The organism is Gleimia coleocanis DSM 15436 (genome assembly GCF_000159015.1).
Taxonomy (GTDB): Bacteria; Actinomycetota; Actinomycetes; order Actinomycetales; family Actinomycetaceae; genus Gleimia; species Gleimia coleocanis.
In genome coordinates, this window is the sequence record NZ_DS999545.1 from 452,867 (window position 1) to 476,568 (window position 23,702).

Sequence of the window (23,702 nt, forward strand, 5' to 3'; positions counted from 1 at the left end):
GCAAGCACCACCATTATGTGGCAAGTCGGGTTTATCTCCAGATACACTACGACATCTGACCTTTCGGAAACCACCGCGCCGTCCTCGCATCCGCAAATGCAACCCGTAAAATAGTTCCTGTATGTGAATCAAACAGGAGGTAATTCATGGCACGTCTATTCGGCACTGACGGCGTACGCGGTCTTGCAAACCGTCAGATTACTCCAGCTCTAGCGCTGGAACTTGGTGAAGCTGCCGCACGTTACATCATCAACCATGAACCTGCCCCAAAGCATGGCAAGTTAAAAGCAATCATCGGACGCGACACCCGTATTTCCGGTGAATTCCTCGAACACGCCCTGGCAGCAGGTATTGCAGCCGCTGGCATGGACGTAGTGCGTATTGGCGTGGTTACCACCCCAACTGTTGCACACCTGAGTGCTACCGATGATGATGTTGCCCTGGGCGTAATGATTTCTGCATCCCATAACGCTATGCCAGATAACGGCATTAAGTTCTTCGCTCATGGTGGTTTTAAGCTCGAAGATGCTGTGGAAGACCAGATTGAAGCTTTGCTAGCCACTGAGTGGGAACGCCCAATCGGCGCTGCAGTTGGTGAGATTGAGTTCAATGACACCCATGCTGCTCAGTCCTACATTGAGCACCTGGTTTCTGCTACTAACTGCGACTTGTCAGGTCTGCGCGTGGTAGTGGACTGCGCTAATGGTGCTGCTTCAAAGCTGGGTCCAGAAGCACTACGTGAAGCGGGTGTGGACGTTGTTGTAATTAACGCCAGCCCAGACGGCCGCAACATCAACGATGCTTGTGGGTCTACCCATCCCGAACAGCTGCAGTCTGCAACTGTCGCTGCAGGCGCTGATTTTGGGGTTGCCTATGATGGTGACGCTGATCGTTGTTTGGCAGTTGATCACGCGGGTAACCTGATTGACGGCGATAAGATTATGGGTGCTTTGGCACTTGATTTGCAGGCACGTGGTGAGCTGGCACAGGACACTTTGGTAGTCACTGTAATGTCTAACCTGGGGCTGCTACTGGCTATGTCTGAAAAGGGCATTAACACGGTGCAGACCGCGGTAGGTGACCGTTATGTTCTGGAAAGCATGAAGGAACACGGCTACACCCTGGGTGGTGAGCAGTCTGGTCACATGATTTTCGCTAACCACGCAACTACGGGTGATGGCGTGCTCACTTCCTTGCTGATTGCCCGTATGGTGAAGGAATCCGGCAAGTCTTTGGCTGAGCTGACTGAGTTCATTCAGCGTTTGCCTCAGACTTTGGTGAATGTACCAAATGTGGATAAGATTCGCGCAGCAACTGACGAGGGCGTGCAGGCAGCGGTAGCGGCTTGTGAAGAACGCTTGGGCGGTACCGGTCGAGTTCTGTTGCGTTCTTCTGGTACGGAACCTTTGGTGCGCGTAATGATTGAGGCAGCTACTCAGGAAATCGCTGATTCTGAGGCCGCTGCTTTGGCTGAAGTGGTGCGTGAGCGCTTAAGCATCTGAGCGTTCGTTCGTAAAGTTTAATATTTTCGGGGGCGGATTTTACTGTTACAGTAAGGGTCCGCCCTCGAGAATTAATAATCCGCAAACGTAAGTTCAGAGTTTGCGCAGGTAAAGCCCTTCCACCTTATGGTCACAGCCCTTGCGGATAATCAGGGAAGCGCGGTCGCGGGTAGGAAGAATGTTTTCCTCTAAATTCACTAAGTTGATAGTGCGCCAAATCTGGCGTGCTCGCGTAACAGCTTCCTCGTCAGTTAAAGATGCGTAGTTGCGGAAATAGGAATCCTTACGGCTAAACGCCGTTTGCCGCAGGGACTTAAACCGCGAAATATACCAAGCTTCAATATCAGACGGATCTGCATCCACATAAATCGTGAAATCAAAGTAGTCAGAAACCGCGGTTGTACCAATCGAATCCGGACCAGAACGAGCTGGCTGCAGCACGTTGAGACCTTCGACGATAAGAATATCGGGCCGGGTGATTACTGCTTCTTCCGCAGTAATGTCATAGGTGACATGGTCATAGACCGGGGCAGTTACGCGTTCAACCCCAGCTTTTACCTGAGCCAGGAAATCAATTAAACGCGCACGATTATAGGACTCTGGGAACCCTTTGCGAGTCATCAATCCTCGCTCTTCCAAAACCGCATTAGGGTAGAGGAAACCGTCAGTGGTGATTAACTGTACTCGCGGAGTATTCGGCCAGCGCCGCAGCAGTTCTAATAGCAAACGAGAAATCGTGGACTTACCAACTGCTACAGAACCACCGATGCCAATAATGAATGGGGTAGAAGGCGACTCATAGTTATGTAGAAAGAGTTTCCGCTCGGCATCTAACCGTCGTTTATTTTCAACATGCATTTCTAACAGTGCTGAGAGAGGACGGTAGATTGTGTCAGCTTCAGAAATATCTAACCGGTCACCTAAAGAAGTGAGGGTCGTAATGTCATCACTGGTGAGTGGCAGGGGAGTTGCCTCTGCTAAACGTCGCCAGGTTTGCCTTGAAAAATGTTGGAAAATCCCTGGCTTTGCGGGATTTCTTTCTAAGCTGAAGCTATAAGTCACGCCTGTAATTGTGCCTGAGGGAAACTGAAAATGCGACTTCCTCGGACGCAGAAATGGCGCAGAAAGTTATAAAATGGGTTAAGTTCTGTTCTTTCTAGGGCTTTTAGTATAGGAGCACCAGTGGTTTATTCGTATCCTGCGCGCGCACTGATTGATATTGCCGCGATTACGCATAATGCGAAGTTACTGTTAGCGAAGGCTCCGAATACGCAGCACTTAGGGGTTGTTAAGGCTGACGCTTACGGGCATGGGCATGCTTCTGTGGCGGTGGCTTTAGCGCGTGCTGGTTACCGGGCTATTGGGGTGGCGCAAATCGAAGAGGCGCTCGCGGTGCGGGATGCTTTGGATATTGCTGGTTTTTATGATGTCATGCTGTTTTCGTGGGTGATTCCAGCGGATGGCACACTGGTGGCAAGTGAGGCGATTGAACGTGGCATTGAGGTTGCCGCATCGACGCCTGTGCAGGTGGCCATGCTTAATGACTGTGCGATGTTGCGTAATCCTGCTCGGTTGCATTTGAAAATCGATACGGGGATGAGTCGCGCGGGAGCTACTTTAGATGAGTTTGCGCAGCTGATTGAGGATGCCTTGGCAGCTCCGAATATCAAGATTGTGGGCGTATGGTCGCATTTGGCTTGCGCGGATGAGCTGACCGAGGACGGTATGGCTGCGACTAATGCGCAGAAGGATGTTTTTGACCGGGCTTGTCAGATGCTGAGTGACTATGGGGTGCGGGATTTCACCCGTCATTTAGGTGCTACTTCAGTTACTTTGTGGCATCCGCAGCTGCAGTATGACATGGTGCGCGATGGGATTGGCATTTATGGTTTGACTCCTAATCCGGAGACGGCTAGTTCTGAGGAACTTGGGCTGATGCCGGTGATGAATTTGAGTGCGAATTTGATGCAGGTTAAGCGTATTAAGCAGGGAGCGAAGGTTTCCTATGGGGGGACTTGGGTAGCTGAGACTGATCGTTGGTTGGGGTTGGTGCCATTGGGGTATGGTGATGGGGTGCCTCGTCATGCTTCTAACCATGCGGAGGTTTCAGTTTACGCGGGTGGTCGCGTTATGCGCTGTCCGGTGGTGGGGCGCGTGTGTATGGATCAGTTCATGATTGATTTGGGCCCTGCTGTGGATGCGCAGGGCGTGGATTTGCCGGCTCCGGCAGTGGCGGGGGATACCGCGGTTTTGTTTGGTAATCCGGAGCGTTTTCCGGGGTGTCCGTCGGTGGATGACTGGGCGCAGGCGTGTGACACGATTAATTATGAGATTGTGACGCGCTTAGGTTCGCGTGTTCCCCGCGAGTACGTGTAGCGTATAAGTAGTGACTGGTTTTTAAGGATTTATGTGATGTTTGAGTTTAATGTTGCCTCGGCTGCGCAGACGCAGGCTTTGGGTGAGGCTTTGGGTGCTTTGGTTCGCGGGGGCGATTTGCTGATGCTGACGGGCGACTTGGGCACGGGGAAGACTACTTTTACGCAGGGTTTGGGGCGTGGCATGAATGTGGAGGGGCGCGTGGCTTCTCCGACTTTCATTATTTCTCGTACGCATCGTGGGAAGATTTCAGCCGAGGGCGTTAAATCTCCTGATTTAGTGCATGTGGATGCTTACCGTATTACGGACTTAGATGATTTGGAAACTTTGGACTTGGATACGGCACTTCGCGAAGCTGTTGTGGTTGTGGAATGGGGCGAAGGTAAGACTGAAGCATTGTCTGAAGAGCGTTTGGAGATCACTTTGCACGGTGATGCTTTGAATCTTGAGGAGCTTTCTACGGATTTAGAGGGTATGGATTCTGGTCATCGGGTGATTCGTTTTAACCCGGTGGGTTCGCGTTGGCAGGAATGTGACTTGCAACTGGCTTTACAGCAGGCTTTGGAGGCAGCGCAGGCTGCGGAAGTTGAGGAAAACTGATGACTACTTTGTGTATTGATACTTCTTTCGGCGCAACTGTGGCGGTGGTTTCTGAATCCGGTCAGGTGCTTTCGGTGGTTTCGGAAGAGTCTTCTAAAGCCCATGCTGAGCGTTTGTCTTTGTTGGTGTGTGAGGCTTTAGAGAAAGCTGGTTTACCGGCGCAAGCAAAGCAGGCTGGTTTAACTCAGGTTATTGTGGGTACTGGTCCTGCTCCTTTCACTGGTTTGCGTGCGGGGCTGGTGACTGCGCGAGTTTTAGGTAAGGTTTGTGGCGTGCCGGTGCGGGGCGTGTGTTCTTTAGACGTGATTGCCCGCCAGTATTTGGATAGTTTTCCTTCTGATCAGGAGCTGGTAGTGGTGACTGATGCGCGTCGTAAGGAAGTGTATTTCGGTCATTACCGTGAGAATGGTCCGGATGATGTGTTGCGTTTGGATGGTCCACAGGTGGCTTCTGCAGCTGATGTAGCGAACCAGTTTATGGCTCGTCCGGTTAAGTATGCGGGTGCCGGTACGCAGGTTTATAGTGAGGTTTTCTCTAGTGCGATTCCACTGCAGCCGCTGCGTTTTGAGGTGGCGTACCGGTTGGTGAAGGCGCGTTTGCAGGCAGGGGAGACGGATTTTAATACTGAGCCTCTGTATTTGCGACGCCCTGACGTGCATCCTGGTAAAAACGCTTGAGCTGATGCTTTCTTTCGAGGTTTTAACGGAAGCTGACCTGTTTTTGTTGATTGAACTTGAGCAGGTGATTTTTGGTGCGGAAGCGTGGAGTGAATCCATGCTGATGGATGAGCTGACGTTGCCTGACCGTTTGTATATTGGCGCTTACCAGGGTGAGGATTTGCTTGGCTATGCTGGTGTGCGTTTGGGTTGGGATACTGACTTGATGACGGTGGGGGTTTTGCCGTTGCAGCGGGGCAGAGGTGTGGGGCGCGCCCTCGTGAAAGAATTATTACGTCGCGTTGCCAGCGTGCGTTTTGCACCTGATCATTCGATTTTTATTCAGGATCCGTTGGCTCCCGAGGTTGATTTTGTATCCCCAGGTCATATTGCGCGACCGGTGCGCAGAGTGGAACGTGTGATTTTGGAGGTACGGGAATCGAACTTGGCGGCGATTAACCTGTATAGTTCGTTGGGGTTTGAAACCGAAGGGCATATTAAGAAATACTATCGTCACCCGGTGGAAGATGCATTGGTGATGATCATGGAATTAACGAAATCTGCGCCGGTTTCGTAGGTGGATTTTTATTTAGAAAAACAGGGCTTGCGAAAAGAACGTTTTTTTAAGCGGTTTTTCTTTCCCGAGGGCGGGAAAAATAGGATTTGCGAAAATCTAGCAAACTTTAAGTTTTCACTTCTATACTGCGGTTTCTATGTGTTTCCTAAATAGGGTGGCGGGGCCATTAGGACCCAAGACGTATTAAGGCACTTTATGGGTTCGGTAATCTGGACACATGTCAAATAAAACTGTCACCCCGAAGAAGCGTCGGGCTTGGAGCACTAACGTATTCGTTAAGCAGCTCATGGCAATTTCCGGCCTCTTCTTCGTAATGTTCGTAATTGTTCACGCATACGGAAACCTGAAGATGTTCCTGGGCCAGGAAGCATATGATCACTATGCACACTGGTTGAAGGGCGAAGCCTTCTACCCACTGCTACCACACGGCGGCCTCATCATCATTTTCCGACTCGCCATGATTTCTATGGCATTGCTACACATCGGCGCAGCTTTCCATACCTGGATTATTTCTAACCGTGCTCGTAAAGACCGCTACACCGTAAAGAAGAACGTAGCTGACTCTTACGCCGCACGTACCATGCGCATGACCGCAGTAATCCTGCTGGCGATGGTAGTATTCCACATCCTGCACTTCACCACCGCACACATTCCAGCTGGCTTCGCAGCTACTGAAATGTCCCCATACATGCGAATGGTTGGCGCATTCCAGAACCCAGGCCTGGTAGTTCTCTACGCAATCTTCGTTGGCGCACTGGCACTGCACATCGGCCACGGCATTTGGTCTGCATTCCAGTCCATCGGTTGGCTGCGTCGTAACACCCAGCACGTAGCAACTGTAGCCGGCGGCGCTGTTGCAGCTCTGGTATTCGTACTGTTCATGGCTCCACCAGTAGCAATCGCTGTTGGTTTTATTTCCTGAGGTAACGTGATATGTCTGAACTGATCCACGGCCTCTACCGCGAAGGCGAAAAAATCGCGGACACCAAGGCTCCTCTCGATGTGCCACTGTCACAGTGCTGGGAGACCCGTAAGTTCAACGCTAAGCTGGTTAACCCAGCTAACCGTCGTAAGCTGAAGGTAATTATCGTAGGTACCGGCCTGGCAGGTGGCGCGGCAGCTGCTTCCCTGGGTGAAATGGGTTACCAGGTATCTGCATTTTTCTACCAGGACTCCGCTCGTCGTGCACACTCCATCGCTGCACAGGGTGGTATCAACGCTGCGAAGAACTACCGCAACGACAACGACTCTGTTTACCGCCTCTTCTACGACACCGTAAAGGGCGGCGACTACCGTGCACGTGAAACCAACGTTTACCGTCTGGCTGAAGTATCCGCAGCGATCATTGACCAGTGTGTAGCACAGGGTGTTCCATTCGCACGCGAATACGGCGGTCTGCTCGACAACCGTTCCTTCGGTGGCGTACAGGTATCCCGTACCTTCTACGCACGCGGTCAGACAGGTCAGCAGCTTTTGATTGGTGCTTACCAGGCACTGGAACGCCAGGTTAAGGCTGGCACCGTCACCGAGTTCCCACGCCACGAAATGATAGAACTGATCGTTGTGGATGGTCGTGCACGCGGCATCATCGCTCGTGACATGGTTACCGGTGAACTGGAAACCCACACCGCTGACGCAGTCGTACTGGCAACCGGTGGTTACGGTAACGTATTCTTCCTGTCCACCAACGCAATGGGCTGTAACGGCACGGCAATATGGCGTGCACACCGTAAGGGCGCTTACTTCGGCAACCCTTGCTACACCCAGATTCACCCAACCTGTATTCCACAGCACGGCGACCAGCAGTCCAAGCTGACCCTGATGTCAGAATCCCTGCGTAACGACGGTCGTATTTGGGTTCCAAAGCGCAAGGAAGACTGCAAGAAGGATCCACGCGACATTCCTGAAGAAGATCGCGATTACTACTTGGAACGCATCTACCCTGCATTCGGTAACCTGGTTCCACGTGACATCGCATCCCGTCAGGCAAAGAACATGTGTGACGAGGGCCGTGGTGTAGGTCCAGAAATCGACGGCGTAGCACGTGGCGTTTACTTGGACTTCGCAGATGCAATCAACCGTATGGGTCGTGACACCGTTTCCGCTAAGTACGGCAACCTGTTCGACATGTACGAACGCATCACTGGCGACAACCCATACGAATTCCCAATGCGTATTTACCCAGCAGTTCACTACACCATGGGTGGTCTGTGGGTAGACTACGATCTGCAGTCCAACCTGCCAGGTCTGTACGTAGCTGGTGAAGCTAACTTCTCTGACCACGGTGCAAACCGTCTGGGCGCTTCCGCTCTGATGCAGGGGCTGTCCGATGGTTACTTCGTTCTGCCAAACACCATCAACGATTACTTGGCTGGCGCATTCGGCTTCGACAAGGTTGATGAGAACACCCCAGAAGTTAAGGCAGCTCTGGAAGAAACCCAGGCTCGCATTGACAAGATGATGGCTATTAACGGCACTCGTTCCGTGGACTCCATCCACAAGGAACTGGGCAACATCATGTGGGAATACTGTGGTATGGAACGTACCGAACCAGGTCTGAAGAAGGCTATCGGTATGATTCGCGAACTGCGTGAAGAGTTCTGGAAGAACGTACGTATCCCAGGTAAGTCTGTTGGCGAAATGAACCAGTCCCTCGAAAAGGCTGGTCGTTTGGTTGACTTCCTGGAACTGGGCGAACTGATGTGTATTGACGCATTGCACCGCGAAGAATCTTGTGGTGGCCACTTCCGTGCTGAATCTCAGACTGAAGAAGGCGAAGCTAAGCGTCAGGACGATCGTTTCCTCTACGTCGCCGCGTGGGAGTTTGGCGCTGATGGCGTTCCAACTCTGCACAAGGAAGACCTGGTTTACAACAACATCGAGCTGAAGCAGCGGAGCTACAAGTGAACATTACCCTCAAGATCTGGCGTCAGAACGGTCCAGAAGACCGTGGCGCAATGCACGAGTACAAGGTTGCCGGTGTCTCTGAAGATTCCTCTTTCTTGGAAATGCTCGACATCCTGAACGAAGAACTATTCCTGCGTGGTGAAGAACCAATCGCATTCGACTCTGACTGTCGTGAAGGCATCTGTGGTATGTGTGGCGTCGTCGTAAACGGCGTAGCACACGGCCCAGAAGTTACCACCACCTGTCAGTTGCACATGCGTACCTTCAAGGACGGCGACACCATCACCATTGAACCTTGGCGCGCAACCGCGTTCCCAGTGATCAAGGACTTGGTAGTTGACCGCGGCGCTCTGGACCGTATCATCCAGGCTGGTGGCTACGTTTCCGTAAACACCGGTGCAGCTCCAGACGCACACGCAACCCCAGTTCCAAAGGACAAGGCAGACCGCGCATTCGAAGCAGCTGCATGTATCGGCTGTGGCGCATGTGTGGCTGCATGTCCAAACGCATCTGCAATGCTGTTCACCTCTGCAAAGGTAACCCACCTGAACCTGCTCCCACAGGGTCAGCCAGAAAACCTCACTCGTGTAACCAACATGTTGGCTCAGCACGACGCTGAAGGTTTCGGTACCTGTACCAACATCGGTGAATGTGCTGCTGTATGTCCAAAGGAAATCCCACTGGACGTAATCTCTACCCTGAACCGCCAGCTCGGCAAGGCAGTTCTCAAGGGCATCTGAGAATCTTAAAACTAAACCCGCATCTTTTGCGATGTAAGGTTTAAAAATCCCCGTCGGCTCTTTTGAGCCGGCGGGGATTTTTTATGTTGCGTTACAGCGTGCTTGGGGTGTTTATGGAGGCTTGAGGCATGTGTGTAGTGCTAAACGCGTCCTTCCCGCACTAAGCGCGCTTCCTGTGCGTTACACGCGTCCTCCCTGCACTAACTGCCACCTTTAACTCGATTTTCGACACTAAACGCTTCCTTCGTCAGCGTGAAGATAGCACTTAGTGCCCGCATTTACACTAAACGCGTTTTTAAAGCCTGCGTGGGGGAACTTTTAACGTGTCACGTGGAAAGAGAAACCTTAAGTTATGGACGGCTGAGGTTGAGTTTGCCTGCTGCCAATTTAACCGCATGAAGTGTTTTGCGATTTGCCGTAGGTAATCTTCACGTTGCTTCTCTTTAATAAGAATCTCTGCGTTGCCACTTTGGTATTTGATATTGCCGTCGAATTCTAAAAATAGGTCAGCTTCGGGGAAGTAAAAGTCTACGCGGACAGTTTGGTTCGGCAAGCGAACTTCAAATTGTTGTATTGGCAACGGCAGACCGGCTTTCAAGAAAGCTACTTTGCACACTGATTCGCCGATAGATTCACTCCATGGAGAGATTAGTTCTAAACGCCGATAGACTCGAGGTTTCGCACGAAAATTGCATTGCGTTAATAAATCTTTAGTTTCTTTAAGTAGAACTGCGAATTTAGCGTTATAAAGGTCCCTTTGGCGAGCATCTGGCTTCAACACGACGCGAAGTAGAGATTCCGCATTCGCTATGGCACTTGTAACATTGGTTTCTTTGAGCAGGACTATTAGCAACGCTGGAATTGTCAGGGTTGGGACGCCCTCGTAAATCTCAAAAGCTGAATGTGGAAGAATGTAACGGTGATAGCGGACATCGTACTGTCCGTTTGTCGAGTATATTTGGCCATGTTTGCGCGTTCCCCGTGTGGTGCCATTTAGGTGGAGTGAAACTGTCTTCGGCACGCTATAGACTGGAACATTTCTGAGCACTGCAGCAGATACGCCAGTGATGTATGTATTTGGGTTTGTCGTGTGGGTGATAATATCGCTGATTTTTGCGCGGTGAATTTCACGTGCCAGTACGTACTGATCTGGATGAGTGGGGACGTATGCGCAGCGGCTGATGCGGAGCAGGGGAGAGTTTTCCATGTCCCTACTTTAGTTTTCTTTCCCGAGGGCGGTAAGTGTCGCTTACAGAACTGTGGAAAACCCTTGCTCGTGAAGCCACCTGTGTACACAGTCGTAGCCAAGGTTTGCCGCGATAGCAGTGAAGGCTTGGCAGGTGACGTGCGAATGTTAGTTTTCTGGGGCGGTGAGGTCTTGGTGGGCTTTGAGGATTTCGAGTTTTAGTGGTGGGCTTTGGGTTTGGTGGGTTCCGTTGAAGCGTAGGGTTATGTTGTTTAAGGTTACTTCTGCGTCCCAGGTGGTGGTGAGTGTTGGGTAGTAGATGCCGGTTTTGTTGTAGGGGTGGGTTACGGTCTGGTTGGGGTAGGGGCTGCCGGGGTCTTGGGTTTGTAGTTGGGTGCCGTCTCCGAAGTTGTAGGTGTAGGATTGGGGGATCCATTTGATGTTTACGTTGCCGAGTTCGGAGTCTAGGGTTTGGGTTTGTGGGGTGTTGGTGGTGTAGAAGATGCTGGGGATGTTGATGATTGCCCAGCCTTGGGAGGGTTGGGTGTTGAGGGTTTGTGGTGTGGGGGTGGTGGTGAAGAGGGTGGTGATGGCGGTGTCGATGGGGTTTGGGGTTGTGGGTGTGTTGGTTTCAGCGTTGGTTGGTGGTGGGGTGGTTTTGTTGGGGCGTTTGCAGATGTATTGGGAGTTTTTGCTGTAGGTGTTGGGGAGGCAGTTTAGTTGGATGAGGTCGATTTCTGCGGGGGCGTTGTTGAGTAGGTGGAGTTCGTATCCGTCGGGTGAGTAACCATGAAACTGATCAGAACGACCCGTATAAACGATTCCTTGGTTGTTATCTTTATGGTTCTTTTCGTCTGTTCCTGGGGTTTCGAGAGCTTGCGCAGCCGAGGAAAGAAAAACGATAAACGTCATCGCTAAAAATATGCTCTTAATTAGTTTGTGGAACATTTTATTCCTCGACGGATCCAGCAACTACTAGCCAATGGTTGTCAACGAAACTCAGGTTGATACGTGCTACATCCTGATCAGCTGAAAATCGAGTGACAGTACTAGCGGTTTTTGAGAAACCAAAATGCGCGGTTGAGTTATATTCGACTCTAAAAGAGACCTCACCTTTGCTTTCTTTGCCATCAGGGATACCCACTCCAATAATTTGAACGGAGTTGACGTGATAATCAGCTATCCATTCTTCATTGGTTTCATTTGTCTTAATCGATTGTGCGATTCCACTACAAAATTTAGATTCTGATGAACAGTATTTTTCTAGGTCAGCGGTATCACCTGAAACGTATGCGTATGCAAGCAAATGTTCCAGGTAGATTGCTACTGCTTCGGCGCCTTCTTGGGTGTGTTCGTAGCCTTTGGCAGGGTATTCAGGTTTAGGGTACTTCAGGTTCGCAGTTGGTCGTGGCAGTGGTTTCGTAGCTTTCCACACGTTAGGGTCATTGGTGGGTTTAAGGACTCCCGTGTCTTTCCACGCTTGAATCTGCTCATCAACGGTGGCGTTTTCAATTACTTCTACGGGTTTTACTGTTTCGGTTTTGTTTTGAACCTGCTGGTGTTTTATTTCCGTGGCGCTGTTGGTGGGATTGGTTTCACTGCAGGCTGTTAGGGAGGCTGTTGTGGTTAGGAGTAGTAGCGTTATTAATGCGGGGAGAGGGTTTTTATGCATGTCATCTTCCTTGAGTACATGTTGTTACCTATTACTTTAAGGATATTACGCGTAGGCATAAAGTGAAACCAGATTTAAAAACCTGTGGATAAGTTTTATCGTATGGTTACATTTGCTGACCGCCCTCGGGAAAATAATGAAAATTATTCTGTCAGTGCACGGTTTTATGCTGATTTTATGAAGAAAAAGAAGAATCAGAAGAAGGGAAGCGACGTAGCGCATCTCGCACAGCTCGGGCCGGGTGAGGGGGCGGCAGGTGAGCGGTGGCGTATTGAGGCTGAATCGGCTCCGCAGACTTTGTTTGAGGTAGTGGAGCGTTTCCGCCGCAATCAGCATTGCGAGCACGGTATTTATAAGTATGTGAAGTTCTGTGACCTTGATGGCGTGGCTAAGTCAGCGGCAGTGGTGGATAGGAGCCGGCGCGGCAATGCCACCGCGCGAATCTGTTGGGAGCAGCTACAGTCTTTGGCGTGTTATTTGAATGCGTTGGAAGAAGGGCGGTTCCAAGGTGGTTTTAAACAATACTTGGACTCGGACAAGGTACAGGGCGTGAAAGTGCCTGCGAAGCAGTTTCGCGCGCAGGAAAGCGATACTGTGCGTAAGGCAGGGAAGTTCCGGGCGCAACGGCGTTTCAAAGTGCCACAGGAGTTATCCTCTGACGGCGTTTACGAAATGAAACGGCATTTCGCGTTGGGGGTGGGAAACTCGGTGGCTCCGCGCATGTACTTCGAGCTGGACACGAATCAGCATTTCACCGCGTACATCGGGTATCTGGGTCCGCACTTGGATAACTTGCATACCAACTGAGCGGGCACTTTTTGCATTCCCAAGGGCGGTGGGCGCTAACTAAAAGCTCAGGAAGCCACTGCTCGCGCTTGTTTGTAAATCTGCGGGGACAATGGGTTTTCTAAAGCCCAGGTTACAGACATAGGCTTCGAGCCTTCAGAGGATACAAATCGCGTTGGTCCGCAGAATGTATAGGGTGCGCCATCACTGATTTCGTCTTTCTTGCTGTTTCGTACAAAGAGAGCGATACTCCATCCCAACTCATCATGCCGCATGTAACGTTGTCCGGTTGGAGACTGTGGAGAAGTAATATTTTGAGATTGCCAATGGAAGAGATTTTCAGTGATAGCGTAGTCCTCATATGCAATGTCGCTTTCACCCTTCTGTAAGGTTACTAACAACGTATCAACGTTCTCGGTAGGAGACGACCATACGCCTTCCCGGATAGTCTCAGGGCAAGGGAAAGCTCCGGTTTTGCTTTCTTTAAATTCAAAGCCAAGTTTGAATGCCGCTAAAAGCTCATTGCGAGTGTATTTAGCATCTAAAAATAGAGGATATTTTGCTAGATGCCCGATTGGTGCGCGATGAACTTCGCGGCTCTTATCTACCCTGTATTCCATTACCTCTACGATTTCCGAAGCAATACGCGGAAATTTTCTTAGCAGAGTAATAGCTTCATCTGGTGATGTAAACCGTAAACCATTTGTTTTTCCGCTCGGCCACACGTTGAAAATCAGCATATGAGCATACAACTTCATACGTTCACTTAGGTGCGCGTACGAAGTGTAGTCGCCAACTAACAAGAACTTGTATGCAGCTAACCTCTCTGCGTCATCCACATGTGTGAAAGACCGGATACGAGCAGAGATTTCAGCTCCCTCACGATCAGTAACTTTTTGAGTTGTAGCGTACTCACGCAGTCGGTCAAAAGTGAGCCGAACAGTTTTGTCAGTTACTGAGTGCTTCACACCCAGGCTATAAATATCCCAAAGTTCTCGGTTAGAGAACTCAAGAAACTCTGCGAGGGAAAATCTACGTAGTACCTCAAGGTCAGTAGATTGTGCGAGTTCTCGGAGTTCTTGCGAGAGATTCTTCATTGTAGGTTTAAGAGTACGCTTTAAAGATTTCAAAACAATATCTTGCGAAACCTTATCGAACTCAACGTAGACACCAGGAGGAAGCGAAGTAAAACCTTCCTCAATGGATTTAATTAAACGCCCACGAGAATTTCCTGAAAGGACTTTAAACTTTGCGTCGAACTTGAAATCTTTATTCTGGTTCCCTACAAAATCAAGCACTGTTAGGAGGTCTTTGCCAAACGAGCGACGCAAACCTCGGCCGAGTTGCTGTAAGAAAATAGTAGAAGACTGAGTGGGGCGCAACATCAATAGAGTGTCTACTTCAGGAATATCAACACCCTCGTTGAAAATATCTACAGCGCAGATGACACGTAGTGTTCCCTCGCGCAGCGCGGTAATGTGAGTATCGCGGTTTTCAGTTTTTGCAGTCACAGCTGCTGCAGGAAGATTCACACGGTTAAAACAATCTGCCATGTAGTTAGCATGTTCAACGGAAGCGCAGAAACAGATTGCGCGCATCGTATCTGGGGAAGGAACTTTATCGCGGATAGCCCGCATAATGATATCAGCACGATGTTCATTTCCGACATACAAGTCATTCAACGATTTGACATCATATTCGCCTTTAGAAAGGCGAACCTTAGAAAGGTCAGTATCATCAGAATTCACAAAGTAATGGAATGGGACAAGAAGGTCAGCATTCAGAGCATCCCAAAGACGTAGTTCGGAAGCAATACGCCCTGAGAAGAACTCCACAGCAACATTCGTGCCATCACCACGTTCAGGGGTGGCGGTAAGTCCAAGTAATTCTTGTGGCGCGAAGTGTTCAATCAACTTCTTATAAGTCGGTGCACTTGCGTGGTGGAATTCGTCGATTATGATCAGATCGAAGAAGTCATTTGGAAACCCTTCAAGAGTTTTTGAGTGCAGAGACTGAATGGAAGCAAAGACTAGATTGCCATGTTCTGCAAGTAATCTTGAGTCGAGTGAATTCAACGCGAAGTTATCCGTCGTAGAAATCCCAAGATTAGATACTTTTACAACGTCGATGAACGTTTTCCGGGCTTGTTTAAGGATTTCTTGGCGATGCGCAACAAAGAGAGTACGAGGGGAGCGCCCCGTGTTCTTCATGAACCTCTCACGTAGGCGTTTGTAATCTAAAGCAGCAATTACTGTTTTGCCAGTCCCGGTTGCTGCGACAAGTAAGTTTCGATGATGTCCATTTTCGCGCTCAGCTTCTAATTCACTCAGCATGATTTTTTGGTGCTCAAATGGAGTTACTTCAAGGAGAGAGAACTCTTCAATAAAAGACCTGTCATTCAGCGCTGTAGCCGTATTGTATCCCTTTGCGCGCCTAATCGCTTCGTCAAATTTCTCCGCGTCTTTGTCAGGCTCATAAAGCTCGTATTCAGGGCTGTTCCAATAAGAGTCAAACATAGAACGGAACTTAGAAAACACTTCGGGAACATTAGCTTCAGTTAGCCGCACATTCCATTCGGCTCCGCTCTGCATCGCTGCTTTGGAGAGATTAGAAGAACCAATATATGCGGTACTAAAACCAGTTTTACGGTGGATTAACCATGATTTCGCGTGTAAGCGGGTGCGCTCAGAGTTATATGAAACTTTTACTTGAACACCGTACTCGCGCACTAATTTATCTAATACACGACGTTCAGTAGAACCTGTGTAGGTCGAGGTAATAATGCGTACTGGAATACCGCGGTCACGTAGTTTTTGGAACTGTTGATAGAGCGTATGCATAGATGAAGCGCGGATAAAAGCAATAACTGCATCTACTTGGTCAGCAGAATCAAACTCTGAGGTAAGTTCCTGTTCTAACGACGGATCGTTTGGCGCATTTGTGATTAGGTTTGCGTTGGAAAGGTTCGTGGCAGGGCGTCGTGTTTTTGCTGAATCAGGACGTTCTTTAATCTCAGCCAAATACTCGAGTTGGTTTTTAGCTGAAATTTTGAGGGAAACCTCTTTGTGCGCATCGCTAGAAGACACATGAGAAACTGAAGACAGAACGGAAGCGATGATAGATGGCCATTCTTTCTTCGAAACAGTTGAAAGTAGGTATTCTAATCGGGTCGAAAAATATTGGCTAAAAGCCTTTGGAAGTTCGTTCTCGTCTAGTTTTCCAAATACAGCTACCTCATCAAGTTTTTGCTCTGCAATCTGGGCTTCAAGAACTTCATCTACGAGGTTTTCATATAAGCCAGGGCAAAGTTCTGAGTAGTTGTGAATGCTCACAAAGATACCTCTATACGTCTACCGCAACGCTTTAATCGCGGTTACTACTTTCTTATATGTGGTTTCATTGACGCGTCCGCCCTCGCGACGGACTGCGTGCGCGGGGACGAAAACGAAACGGTCTAAGCGGACTTCCGAATTACGGTGCTGTCTGTCCCAGCTGCCGGTGCCGATGTCCATCCAGCGACGCCCCCAGCGAGTTTCTTTAAAATCCTTATGATTTTTGGAAGTCATTTGTGCGCAGACGAACCCGTTTTGTATTTCTGCTAGTACTAGCACGGGCCGGTCTTTGCCTTGTGTGGGGTTATCTTCATAGGGAACCCATGCCCAGACTACTTCGCCGGGGTCTGCGTTGCCATCTTGTGAAGGACGGTATTCAAAATCTGGTAGGGGCATGTTTTCGGGAAGGAAATATGAGTCGTGGGGGACGGGAGCATCGCTGTGGGGGTCGGATGGTTGCGGTTTTTCTTTCTTTGAGCCCTTTTTCTTAGAGCGTTCTCCACCCGGTGCGAGAATCAAAGTTACTATGTCTAGTAACAGATCAAGTAGGAAGTTCACGACATCTCCTTCGACGTTTATACCTATTACTAATTAGTTTAGCGATGCGCTCTGACAAAATCAGCAGTAGTGAATGAACAACCAATTGAGAAAGCCCTGTAGGTATTCCTGGATTGTCAATAGAACGTAAAGCGCTCGCGGGGTTTCGCCTGCTAAATCACAGGTTTTTAGTTCGCGGGTGAAAGCTAAAATCAATAAACTAGTTAAGTTGGAAAATGTCTGAAGAAAGTCATGAGGCGCACGCTGTGAAAACGCGTAAAGAGTTTATGCCGGTTCTGGCTCTGTTAGTTGCATCCGCGATTTGGGGTTCGACCTTCATTGTCATTAAGGATCTGGTTGCTGAGATTTCTCCTTACGACATGTTGGGTGTGCGTTATGTGATTACTTCTGTGATTATGGCTGCGATTTTCTTCCCAACTTTACGTAAGGCTGACCGTGATACTTGGAAACACGGGATGGTTGTTGGCCTGATTTTTGGTGTGGGCCAGGTTTTTCAGACTGTTGGTATTTCGATGACTCCGGCGTCTACGGCTGGTTTTATTACGGGGATGTACATCATTATTATTCCGCTTTTAATGTTGGTGATGTATGGGGTGATTCCTAGTCGTTATGTTTTGATTTCGACATTTTTGGCGTTGCTGGGTATGGGGATTTTAAGTTTGAATGGCTGGCATATTGGCTGGGGTGAGCTGATTGTTTTAGCTTCTGCGGGTTTTTTTGCTTTGCATATGATTTTGTTGGGGCGTTGGTCTACTGAGCGGACTTCTTTCCAGTTGACGATTATTCAGATTTTCGGGTTGACTTTGGTGTCTGTGGTGACTGCGGTTCCTGGTGGGGTAGAGCTTCCTAAGTCCACTGCCGGTTGGGTTGCGCTGATTTACTTGATTGTGTTCGCGTCTGTTTTGGCATTGTTTATTCAGACTTGGGCGCAGTCTAAAGTGAGTCCAACTCGGACTGGTGTGGTGATGGCTACGGAACCTGTTTTTGCGGCTGCTTTTGCGATTCAGTTTGGTGGCGAGTCTTTGACTTTGCGCATGGTGTTGGGTGGCGCGTTGATTTTGTTGGCGATGATTGTTTCTGAGTTGCGGCCGTCTCATGGCACTTATGAGGATCGTTTGACTACGGATCGTCCGGCTGAGGAGAAGGAGCATGCGGATAATTAGTTTTCCGAGGGCGGTCTTTTAAGGTTTTAGTTTTCTTTTTATTTTCGTGGTTTTAGGTTGCGTCCAGCAGGTGAGAAAAGTCATTCTGATACGCAATTGTTATAAACGATTCTTTTCCCTTATTTTACGTTCCTTTTACTATTTTAAGTTTATTTAATTACTTGAAACTGGTTTGTTTCCTGAATAAATATTTGCAATTCTGAATGTAAATGCGTCGATCAGGAAGGAAAACCATGAAACGCTCAAAGCGTGTTATTGCTGGCGTAACCGCTGCCTGGTTGCTATTCACCCCTGCTGTCGCGTTCGCGACAGAAACTGAACCAGCTCCCGCAGTAAGTCAGAATGCCAACACTACTGAGCAAACCCAGTACGTGAAGGTAATGATTCTTACCCACAACCAGCCAACCCGACCAGGTTCGGAACTGGTAAACCTACGCGCAGTAAATAAACTTCGCGATCATCTGGTAGCAAAATACGGCATTAAACCAGACCGCTCTTTCGGCTACCTCGTTAAGGGCCTGGCGGCGATGGTTCCAGAAGACAAATTGGCAGAAATCGCAGCTGAACCAGATGTAGCATCCGTAGAACGTACCCGTGAATATAAGCCGCTGATGGGAACTGCGGGTGATCTGACTTTTTCAACCGACGCTCGTAAAGAACATGGCGTTGACGGTCAAGGAATCGTTGTTTCTATTATTGACACTGGTATTGACATACACCACCAGGACATGATTCTTGATTCTGGTGCAAAGACTAAGCTGACTGCAGCAGCTGGCTTCACCACTAAAGTTCCGTGGGGCTACAACTATGCCGACGATAATAATGAGGTAAAGGACCTTACTTCTTCCCAACATGGCATGCACGTAGCTGGTATTGTCGCGGCAAACGGTGGCGCAGCAGACGCCAGCCCATACACCAATGGGCGTATTAACGGTGTAGCACCAAACGCTCAGCTGTTGGCAATGAAAGTTTTCCCAAATGAGTCATCTAAGGGAGTTAGTGCTTCTACAGAAGACATTATTGCCGCTCTGGAAGACTCTGTTAAACATAAAGCTGACATTATTAATATGTCTTTGGGTTCTCCTAATGGTTTTTCAGGAACCACAGAGGGCGAACAGCGTGCAGTTAAAGTAGCTACCGATGCTGGCGTTGAAGTTATTGTTGCAGCGGGAAATGAGGGGCTTAACTTCTCAGCCTCTGGCGTAACCGATGACGTTCTTGGTTTATTGGATGATGGCACGGTAGGTAGCCCTGCAACTGCAACTACAGCTCTTGCTGTTGCCTCAGTAGACAATGTTTCCTCCGTTTCCCGCGCTGCTCGAGCAGTGCAGGCAGACACGCAGGCAAGTTTCTCTTATAGCTTACAAACCGGTGTCCTAGATGGTAATCCACACCGGGTTGTATACGGGGGACTTGGAAAGCCGGGTGAAGTACCAGATAATGCGCGTGGAGCTTACGTACTTATTGAACGTGGTGAAATTGCGTTCTCTAAGAAGTTCCAGGAAGCAGTCAAAAAAGGTGCAATCGGTGTTATTGTTTACAACCACGCAAGCGGCGGTGAAACAATCCCGGGGATGGCTGGCATCGATGGATTCGACATTGTCGGTGTGGGGATGACACACTCTGCTGGTGAGCGCCTCAAAGCAATGATCGAAAAGGGAGAAACCACATTAGTTTTCACTGATGATTTGGAGCCAAATCCTGTCTCTTCTGCGAAAACCCCATCTGATTTCAGCTCTTGGGGTTCTACCTCGAGCTTAGACTTTAAACCACAGATCGCTGGTATCGGCGGGGAAGTTTGGTCCACTTTCAACGACAATGAGTACGAAAACAGCTCCGGTACTTCTATGGCTGCACCTCACGTTGCGGGTGTAACTGCACTGGTTCTGCAGAAAGCAAAAGAAAAGTACGCGGGATTAACTCCAAATGAACTCAATGAGCTCAACCGCATTGCTTTGGCTAATACCGCGCAAGTTTTGAAAAATGATGCGGGCGTGCCATTCTCGCCACGCCAAATGGGGGCAGGGTTAGTTAACACGAAAGCAGCGATCGAAACTGACGTATTTGCAACTGTAGATAACTCCCCATGGGTGGCGTTAAAAGAAGTACAGTCTGCTGAATCCTTCACCGTTAAACTGCAGAACAAAGGCCTTGTAGACCGCGAATATCAAGTTGGTGCTACCTGTGTAGTAAATGAAACTAACCTAGAGGGTGAGAAAACCCAGACTGAATGCAATCCAGCTGAAACCCTAACTGCAGATGCAAATACTGTTACTGTTCCAGCCGGTGGCACCGCATCTGTGACCTACACTCTGACCCCAGATGCTACTGAAGCGCACTGGTTGGGTGCGTGGTCACAGTTCACCTCTACAGATCCTAAAGTTCCGACACTTTCAGTGCCCGTCCTCGGATTCGCTGGTGACTGGAATGCTGAACGGATTATCGACGCGCCTCTTGGTAACCCATCGGTATTCGACGTGTTATTCGAAAATCCAGATGATAACCGTTACCGTACCCAGTTAACTACCCGTAGTATTACCGGGAACGAAGTAGCGTATAAAGACGGCAGTGACTTCTGGATTTCACCAAACGGTGACCAAAACCGCGACAATTTGCTCGCAAAAGTTGTTCTGCTACGTAACGCAAAAGAAATCAGAGGATCTATCGTTGATTCCACTGGAAAGGTTTTGCGTGAACTCGGTAAGGAAAGTTTCGTATCTCGTCACTCCGTAACCGAATACCAGGAGCAACAGCCAAACGTAATGCACGATCTGGCACAAATTAGTTTCGACGGTCGTATCTACAACAAAAAGATTGGCGACTTTGAATACTTAGCAGATGGCGAATACACTTATCGGCTTGCAGCGAAACTGGATGACAGTTTCGCGCCACAGCTCACCGAAATGAAGTTCAAGGTTGATACCGTAAAACCAACTGTCCAGTTAGACGAAATCAAGGTTGACGAAGTAACGAAGGACGTAACCGTTACGTTCACCGCATCTGATTCTGGTTCAGGTTTAGGATTTACTGGTATCACCCTAAACGGTTTGCAATCTATCCCAGCTGAGTTAAATGCAGAGAACAAACTTGAACTGCAACTTCCAGCACACCTACTTTCAAATATTCGCACTGCGGAGCTTTATGTTACAGACCTTGCAGGAAACGAATATGCGCAAAAGATTAAGGTAACCCCAGGTCACCTGGATATTGATGCTGAAGAAGAATGGGAGCTGGAAGCGATAGGCCCGAAGGCTAAATCTGGTTTCTACGATGAACTTATAGTTAAAGACGGGGTACGCCGGATTTCAGGTGAAGTAACTGAACCAGTTAATCGTATAACCGTGAACGGTCAAGAAGTTACACTGGTTGACGGTAGGTTCGATACTAGCGTTGCAGTTACAGAAAATGATGAAAATACCGTAGTAGTACGTGGATATGGCGGTAGCCAACCGGAAGTAAAGACCTTTACATTCACTTACGACGCCGCAGATCCAACCGTAGAACTATTTGACGCTCAGCGTGATGATGCCTCTGGCCTCTACACGATTACCCGCGATGAAAATATGGAAATTCATCTGCGTGGACGTGTCACTGACAACCTCGCAGAACCGGAAGTCTATCTAACGGTCGTAGGAGTCAGCGACGAGGAAGAACTGCCGGTGATAAACGAAGAATTCACCTATCAGGCAGAAGTTCCTGAACACGCTTCCCTGGTTCTGCTAGAAGTAACAGACGGAGTAAACAGCACTAGTGAACTGATACGTATTTCAAATGGTGTGTTTAACCCAGAAAGCACTCTAATTTTTGGGGATCTTAAGACCGCGGATATAAATATCGTCACCAAGGATGATGCAAATGTAACGCAGCGCGACGGAAAATACTTCTACAACTGGGAAGGGATTCTCAGTGCTATTCCACAGACTCTGCAGATTCAGGGGAATGACGTGGAATTCAGTGCAACTACCGGCGAGTTCGTGTACGAGATTGAATTAGCCCAGGGGATCACCCCAGTGAACCTGAAACTCATTGATACTAAGGGAAATGTCATTCACGATACTTCTCTGCGGATCCTATTCGACTCCGTACTGCCGGTGTACACCCTGGAAGAAGGCAAACCAGCGATAAATCCAGATGGTGCTATCTACCTAAAGGAAGCTGGGGAAATTCAATTTAAGGGGACTGTTGCGGATAACGCTTTCGGATACGCGATGGCGCTCAATGGCAATATCATCGAAAATGTGCTCAGCATTTTCGACCCTACCGTCGAAGCAACCACCCGTACATTTGATCGACTAGAAACCGGCGAAGACGGAGACATCTTCCTGCTTGGTCTCTACGACCAGTTCGGAAACTACACTGAACGTCAAATCCCAATCGTTGTAGACGCAACGCTGCCAACCGCGACTGTCTCTGGAATCGAAGACGGTGCTACCTATAAGGTACCATTCGGTCAGAAAACACTTACCAAGCAGGTAACCGTGACCGCTAATGACGCTCACCTCAAGGGTCTTAACGTTACCCTCAACGGTGAAAAGGTAGCTACCAAGGTTGTTAAGGCAGTTCCACATCCAAAGGCATCCTTTGTGCAGGAAGGTGACGACGCAACCGGCAAACGATTGGGTGACGGTAGCACACCACTGGATCCAGGTCGTGCTAGCAACCTGGAAGAACCTATCGCAGAGGTTTCCGTAACCGCAGAAACTACTGTCGATGAAGCAACCGCGCCGAATGCAACTGCCGTAGCAGATGCAGTTTCAGAACGTGCAGCTGTAGTCGCTGCAGCTGACGCAACTGGCAACGTAGTAGCGGCTGAAACCCCAGAAACTGAACTGGCAGTAACCGTTGAGGTAGAAGCTCCAATCGGCGACAATACCCTAATAGTTGAAGCTGGCGACAAAGCTGGCAACGTTAATGCAACTACTGTGGCGTTCAAGGTAGAAGAAGCAACGGCTGTCCCAGCAGAAGTAAAGGTAACTGCCAAAGGTAAGACCCTCACAGCAACCCTTACCGGTGAAGCAACCGTACCAGAAGGTGTTAAGCTCACCATTGAAGCAACGGCAGAAGGTAACGTAAATACCTTCATGCCTAAGGCTGACATGGTATTCCCAGTTAACTACGCTCTGGTACTCAGCTCCGAACTAGGGACCGTAGAATACATCCTGCCAGACGGCACCATCGAAACCCCAAAGTTAGTGAAAACCGACGGAAAGTACACCTTCACCGCGCCTTCCAACGCTGTGATTCGTGTAATCACTGCTAACAGGGGAACAAACCCAAGCGTAGGGTCTAACAACAGTGGGCCAAAGGTTGATACCAACCTTCCACCAGTAGGAGTCCCAATAACCGATGGAGTCGCAAATGGTAAGTCTGCTAAGACCCCAGTAAAAGATACTCTGACCAATACTGGAACCAACAGTTCCGGAACCCTGCTGCTCTCAGCCATCCTGCTGGTAGCGGGTATCGCACTCTTGGCACTACGTAGGCGTCAGCATTGATAAAGACAAATAAGTCTAAATAATGGGTTGGGGACTTACTCTTGTGAGCAAGTCCCCAACCCATTTAGTTCAGGCTAATCCTGCGTGCGAAATCAAACTCTCGCGTTTTACTTGCGTGCGAGTTTGAGTTCCCGCGTTTTGCCTGCGTGGGA

At 49.1% G+C, this 23,702-nt stretch carries 17 protein-coding genes; 11 read left to right on the forward strand and 6 right to left on the reverse strand.

Annotated features, from left to right (window positions below):
• The first annotated feature begins 146 nt into the window (after positions 1–146).
• Positions 147–1,502, forward strand: a complete 1,356-nt coding sequence (gene glmM / locus HMPREF0044_RS06990; protein ID WP_006547429.1) for a phosphoglucosamine mutase — start codon at positions 147–149, stop codon at positions 1,500–1,502.
• Between the two features lie 93 nt (positions 1,503–1,595).
• Here glmM and coaA read toward each other — a convergent pair whose 3' ends face one another.
• Entirely contained in the window at positions 1,596–2,564 is a 969-nt protein-coding gene (gene coaA / locus HMPREF0044_RS06995; RefSeq protein WP_006547430.1) for a type I pantothenate kinase, read from the reverse strand.
• A gap of 120 nt (positions 2,565–2,684) precedes the next feature.
• Here coaA and alr point away from each other — a divergent pair, with 120 nt between their 5' ends.
• The 7 genes from alr (at position 2,685) to HMPREF0044_RS07030 (ending at position 9,358) form a co-directional block, all read left to right on the forward strand.
• Positions 2,685–3,878: an alanine racemase gene (alr, locus tag HMPREF0044_RS07000; protein ID WP_006547431.1), complete on the forward strand. Its 1,194-nt coding sequence runs from the start codon at positions 2,685–2,687 to the stop codon at positions 3,876–3,878.
• 36 nt (positions 3,879–3,914) lie between these two features.
• Positions 3,915–4,478, forward strand: coding sequence for a tRNA (adenosine(37)-N6)-threonylcarbamoyltransferase complex ATPase subunit type 1 TsaE (tsaE, locus tag HMPREF0044_RS07005; RefSeq protein ID WP_006547432.1), 564 nt, complete (start codon positions 3,915–3,917; stop codon positions 4,476–4,478).
• The gene (gene tsaB, locus HMPREF0044_RS07010; protein WP_006547433.1) at positions 4,478–5,155 is read left to right on the forward strand and encodes a tRNA (adenosine(37)-N6)-threonylcarbamoyltransferase complex dimerization subunit type 1 TsaB; all 678 of its coding nucleotides are present in this window, start codon (positions 4,478–4,480) and stop codon (positions 5,153–5,155) included. Before tsaE ends, tsaB begins: the two co-directional genes overlap by 1 nt.
• Positions 5,156–5,159: 4 nt before the next feature.
• A complete protein-coding gene (locus HMPREF0044_RS07015) occupies positions 5,160–5,711 on the forward strand; it encodes a GNAT family N-acetyltransferase (RefSeq protein ID WP_006547434.1) in 552 nt (183 codons plus the stop codon).
• A 217-nt stretch (positions 5,712–5,928) separates the two neighbouring features.
• Positions 5,929–6,633: a succinate dehydrogenase cytochrome b subunit gene (locus HMPREF0044_RS07020; RefSeq protein WP_006547436.1), complete on the forward strand. Its 705-nt coding sequence runs from the start codon at positions 5,929–5,931 to the stop codon at positions 6,631–6,633.
• Between the two features lie 11 nt (positions 6,634–6,644).
• Entirely contained in the window at positions 6,645–8,618 is a 1,974-nt protein-coding gene (locus tag HMPREF0044_RS07025) for a fumarate reductase/succinate dehydrogenase flavoprotein subunit (protein WP_006547437.1), read from the forward strand.
• Positions 8,615–9,358, forward strand: a complete 744-nt coding sequence (locus tag HMPREF0044_RS07030; protein ID WP_006547438.1) for a succinate dehydrogenase/fumarate reductase iron-sulfur subunit — start codon at positions 8,615–8,617, stop codon at positions 9,356–9,358. Before HMPREF0044_RS07025 ends, HMPREF0044_RS07030 begins: the two co-directional genes overlap by 4 nt.
• Before the next feature lie 295 nt (positions 9,359–9,653).
• Here HMPREF0044_RS07030 and HMPREF0044_RS07035 read toward each other — a convergent pair whose 3' ends face one another.
• The 3 genes from HMPREF0044_RS07035 to HMPREF0044_RS07045 form a co-directional block, all read right to left on the reverse strand.
• Positions 9,654–10,565 carry a hypothetical protein gene (locus tag HMPREF0044_RS07035; protein WP_006547439.1) on the reverse strand — a complete coding sequence of 304 codons (912 nt, stop codon included), beginning with the start codon at positions 10,563–10,565 and terminating at the stop codon, positions 9,654–9,656.
• 147 nt (positions 10,566–10,712) lie between these two features.
• On the reverse strand, positions 10,713–11,456 hold the full coding sequence (locus tag HMPREF0044_RS08015; protein ID WP_158027174.1) for a hypothetical protein: 744 nt from the start codon (positions 11,454–11,456) through the stop codon (positions 10,713–10,715).
• Positions 11,457–11,493: 37 nt separating this feature from the next.
• The gene (locus HMPREF0044_RS07045; protein ID WP_006547440.1) at positions 11,494–12,216 is read right to left on the reverse strand and encodes a DUF6318 family protein; all 723 of its coding nucleotides are present in this window, start codon (positions 12,214–12,216) and stop codon (positions 11,494–11,496) included.
• A 177-nt stretch (positions 12,217–12,393) separates the two neighbouring features.
• On the opposite strand from HMPREF0044_RS07045, the gene HMPREF0044_RS07050 reads away from it, so the two are divergent.
• Positions 12,394–13,023 (forward strand): hypothetical protein, encoded by a 630-nt coding sequence (locus HMPREF0044_RS07050; RefSeq protein WP_141553871.1) that lies wholly within the window; start codon positions 12,394–12,396, stop codon positions 13,021–13,023.
• 47 nt (positions 13,024–13,070) lie between these two features.
• Here HMPREF0044_RS07050 and HMPREF0044_RS07055 read toward each other — a convergent pair whose 3' ends face one another.
• Entirely contained in the window at positions 13,071–16,334 is a 3,264-nt protein-coding gene (locus HMPREF0044_RS07055) for a DEAD/DEAH box helicase (protein ID WP_006547442.1), read from the reverse strand.
• Between the two features lie 18 nt (positions 16,335–16,352).
• The gene (locus tag HMPREF0044_RS07060; protein WP_006547443.1) at positions 16,353–16,892 is read right to left on the reverse strand and encodes a type II toxin-antitoxin system PemK/MazF family toxin; all 540 of its coding nucleotides are present in this window, start codon (positions 16,890–16,892) and stop codon (positions 16,353–16,355) included.
• 215 nt (positions 16,893–17,107) lie between these two features.
• On the opposite strand from HMPREF0044_RS07060, the gene HMPREF0044_RS07065 reads away from it, so the two are divergent.
• Positions 17,108–18,055: a DMT family transporter gene (locus tag HMPREF0044_RS07065; RefSeq protein ID WP_006547445.1), complete on the forward strand. Its 948-nt coding sequence runs from the start codon at positions 17,108–17,110 to the stop codon at positions 18,053–18,055.
• A gap of 233 nt (positions 18,056–18,288) precedes the next feature.
• Positions 18,289–23,550 carry a S8 family serine peptidase gene (locus HMPREF0044_RS07070; RefSeq protein WP_006547446.1) on the forward strand — a complete coding sequence of 1,754 codons (5,262 nt, stop codon included), beginning with the start codon at positions 18,289–18,291 and terminating at the stop codon, positions 23,548–23,550.
• Positions 23,551–23,702: the final 152 nt, after the last annotated feature.

Excerpts from the sequence above, each read along its gene's own strand:
- tsaE (WP_006547432.1), top strand. The coding sequence starts at position 3,915 with ATGTTTGAGTTTAATGTTGCCTCGGCTGCGCAGACGCAGGCTTTGGGT.
- tsaB (WP_006547433.1), top strand. The coding sequence starts at position 4,478 with ATGACTACTTTGTGTATTGATACTTCTTTCGGCGCAACTGTGGCGGTG.
- HMPREF0044_RS07045 (WP_006547440.1), bottom strand. The coding sequence starts at position 12,216 with ATGCATAAAAACCCTCTCCCCGCATTAATAACGCTACTACTCCTAACC.
- HMPREF0044_RS07050 (WP_141553871.1), top strand. The coding sequence starts at position 12,394 with ATGAAGAAAAAGAAGAATCAGAAGAAGGGAAGCGACGTAGCGCATCTC.
- HMPREF0044_RS07015 (WP_006547434.1), top strand. The coding sequence starts at position 5,160 with ATGCTTTCTTTCGAGGTTTTAACGGAAGCTGACCTGTTTTTGTTGATT.
- HMPREF0044_RS07020 (WP_006547436.1), top strand. The coding sequence starts at position 5,929 with ATGTCAAATAAAACTGTCACCCCGAAGAAGCGTCGGGCTTGGAGCACT.
- HMPREF0044_RS07025 (WP_006547437.1), top strand. The coding sequence starts at position 6,645 with ATGTCTGAACTGATCCACGGCCTCTACCGCGAAGGCGAAAAAATCGCG.
- HMPREF0044_RS07070 (WP_006547446.1), top strand. The coding sequence starts at position 18,289 with ATGAAACGCTCAAAGCGTGTTATTGCTGGCGTAACCGCTGCCTGGTTG.
- HMPREF0044_RS08015 (WP_158027174.1), bottom strand. The coding sequence starts at position 11,456 with ATGACGTTTATCGTTTTTCTTTCCTCGGCTGCGCAAGCTCTCGAAACC.
- glmM (WP_006547429.1), top strand. The coding sequence starts at position 147 with ATGGCACGTCTATTCGGCACTGACGGCGTACGCGGTCTTGCAAACCGT.
- HMPREF0044_RS07035 (WP_006547439.1), bottom strand. The coding sequence starts at position 10,565 with ATGGAAAACTCTCCCCTGCTCCGCATCAGCCGCTGCGCATACGTCCCC.
- HMPREF0044_RS07065 (WP_006547445.1), top strand. The coding sequence starts at position 17,108 with ATGTCTGAAGAAAGTCATGAGGCGCACGCTGTGAAAACGCGTAAAGAG.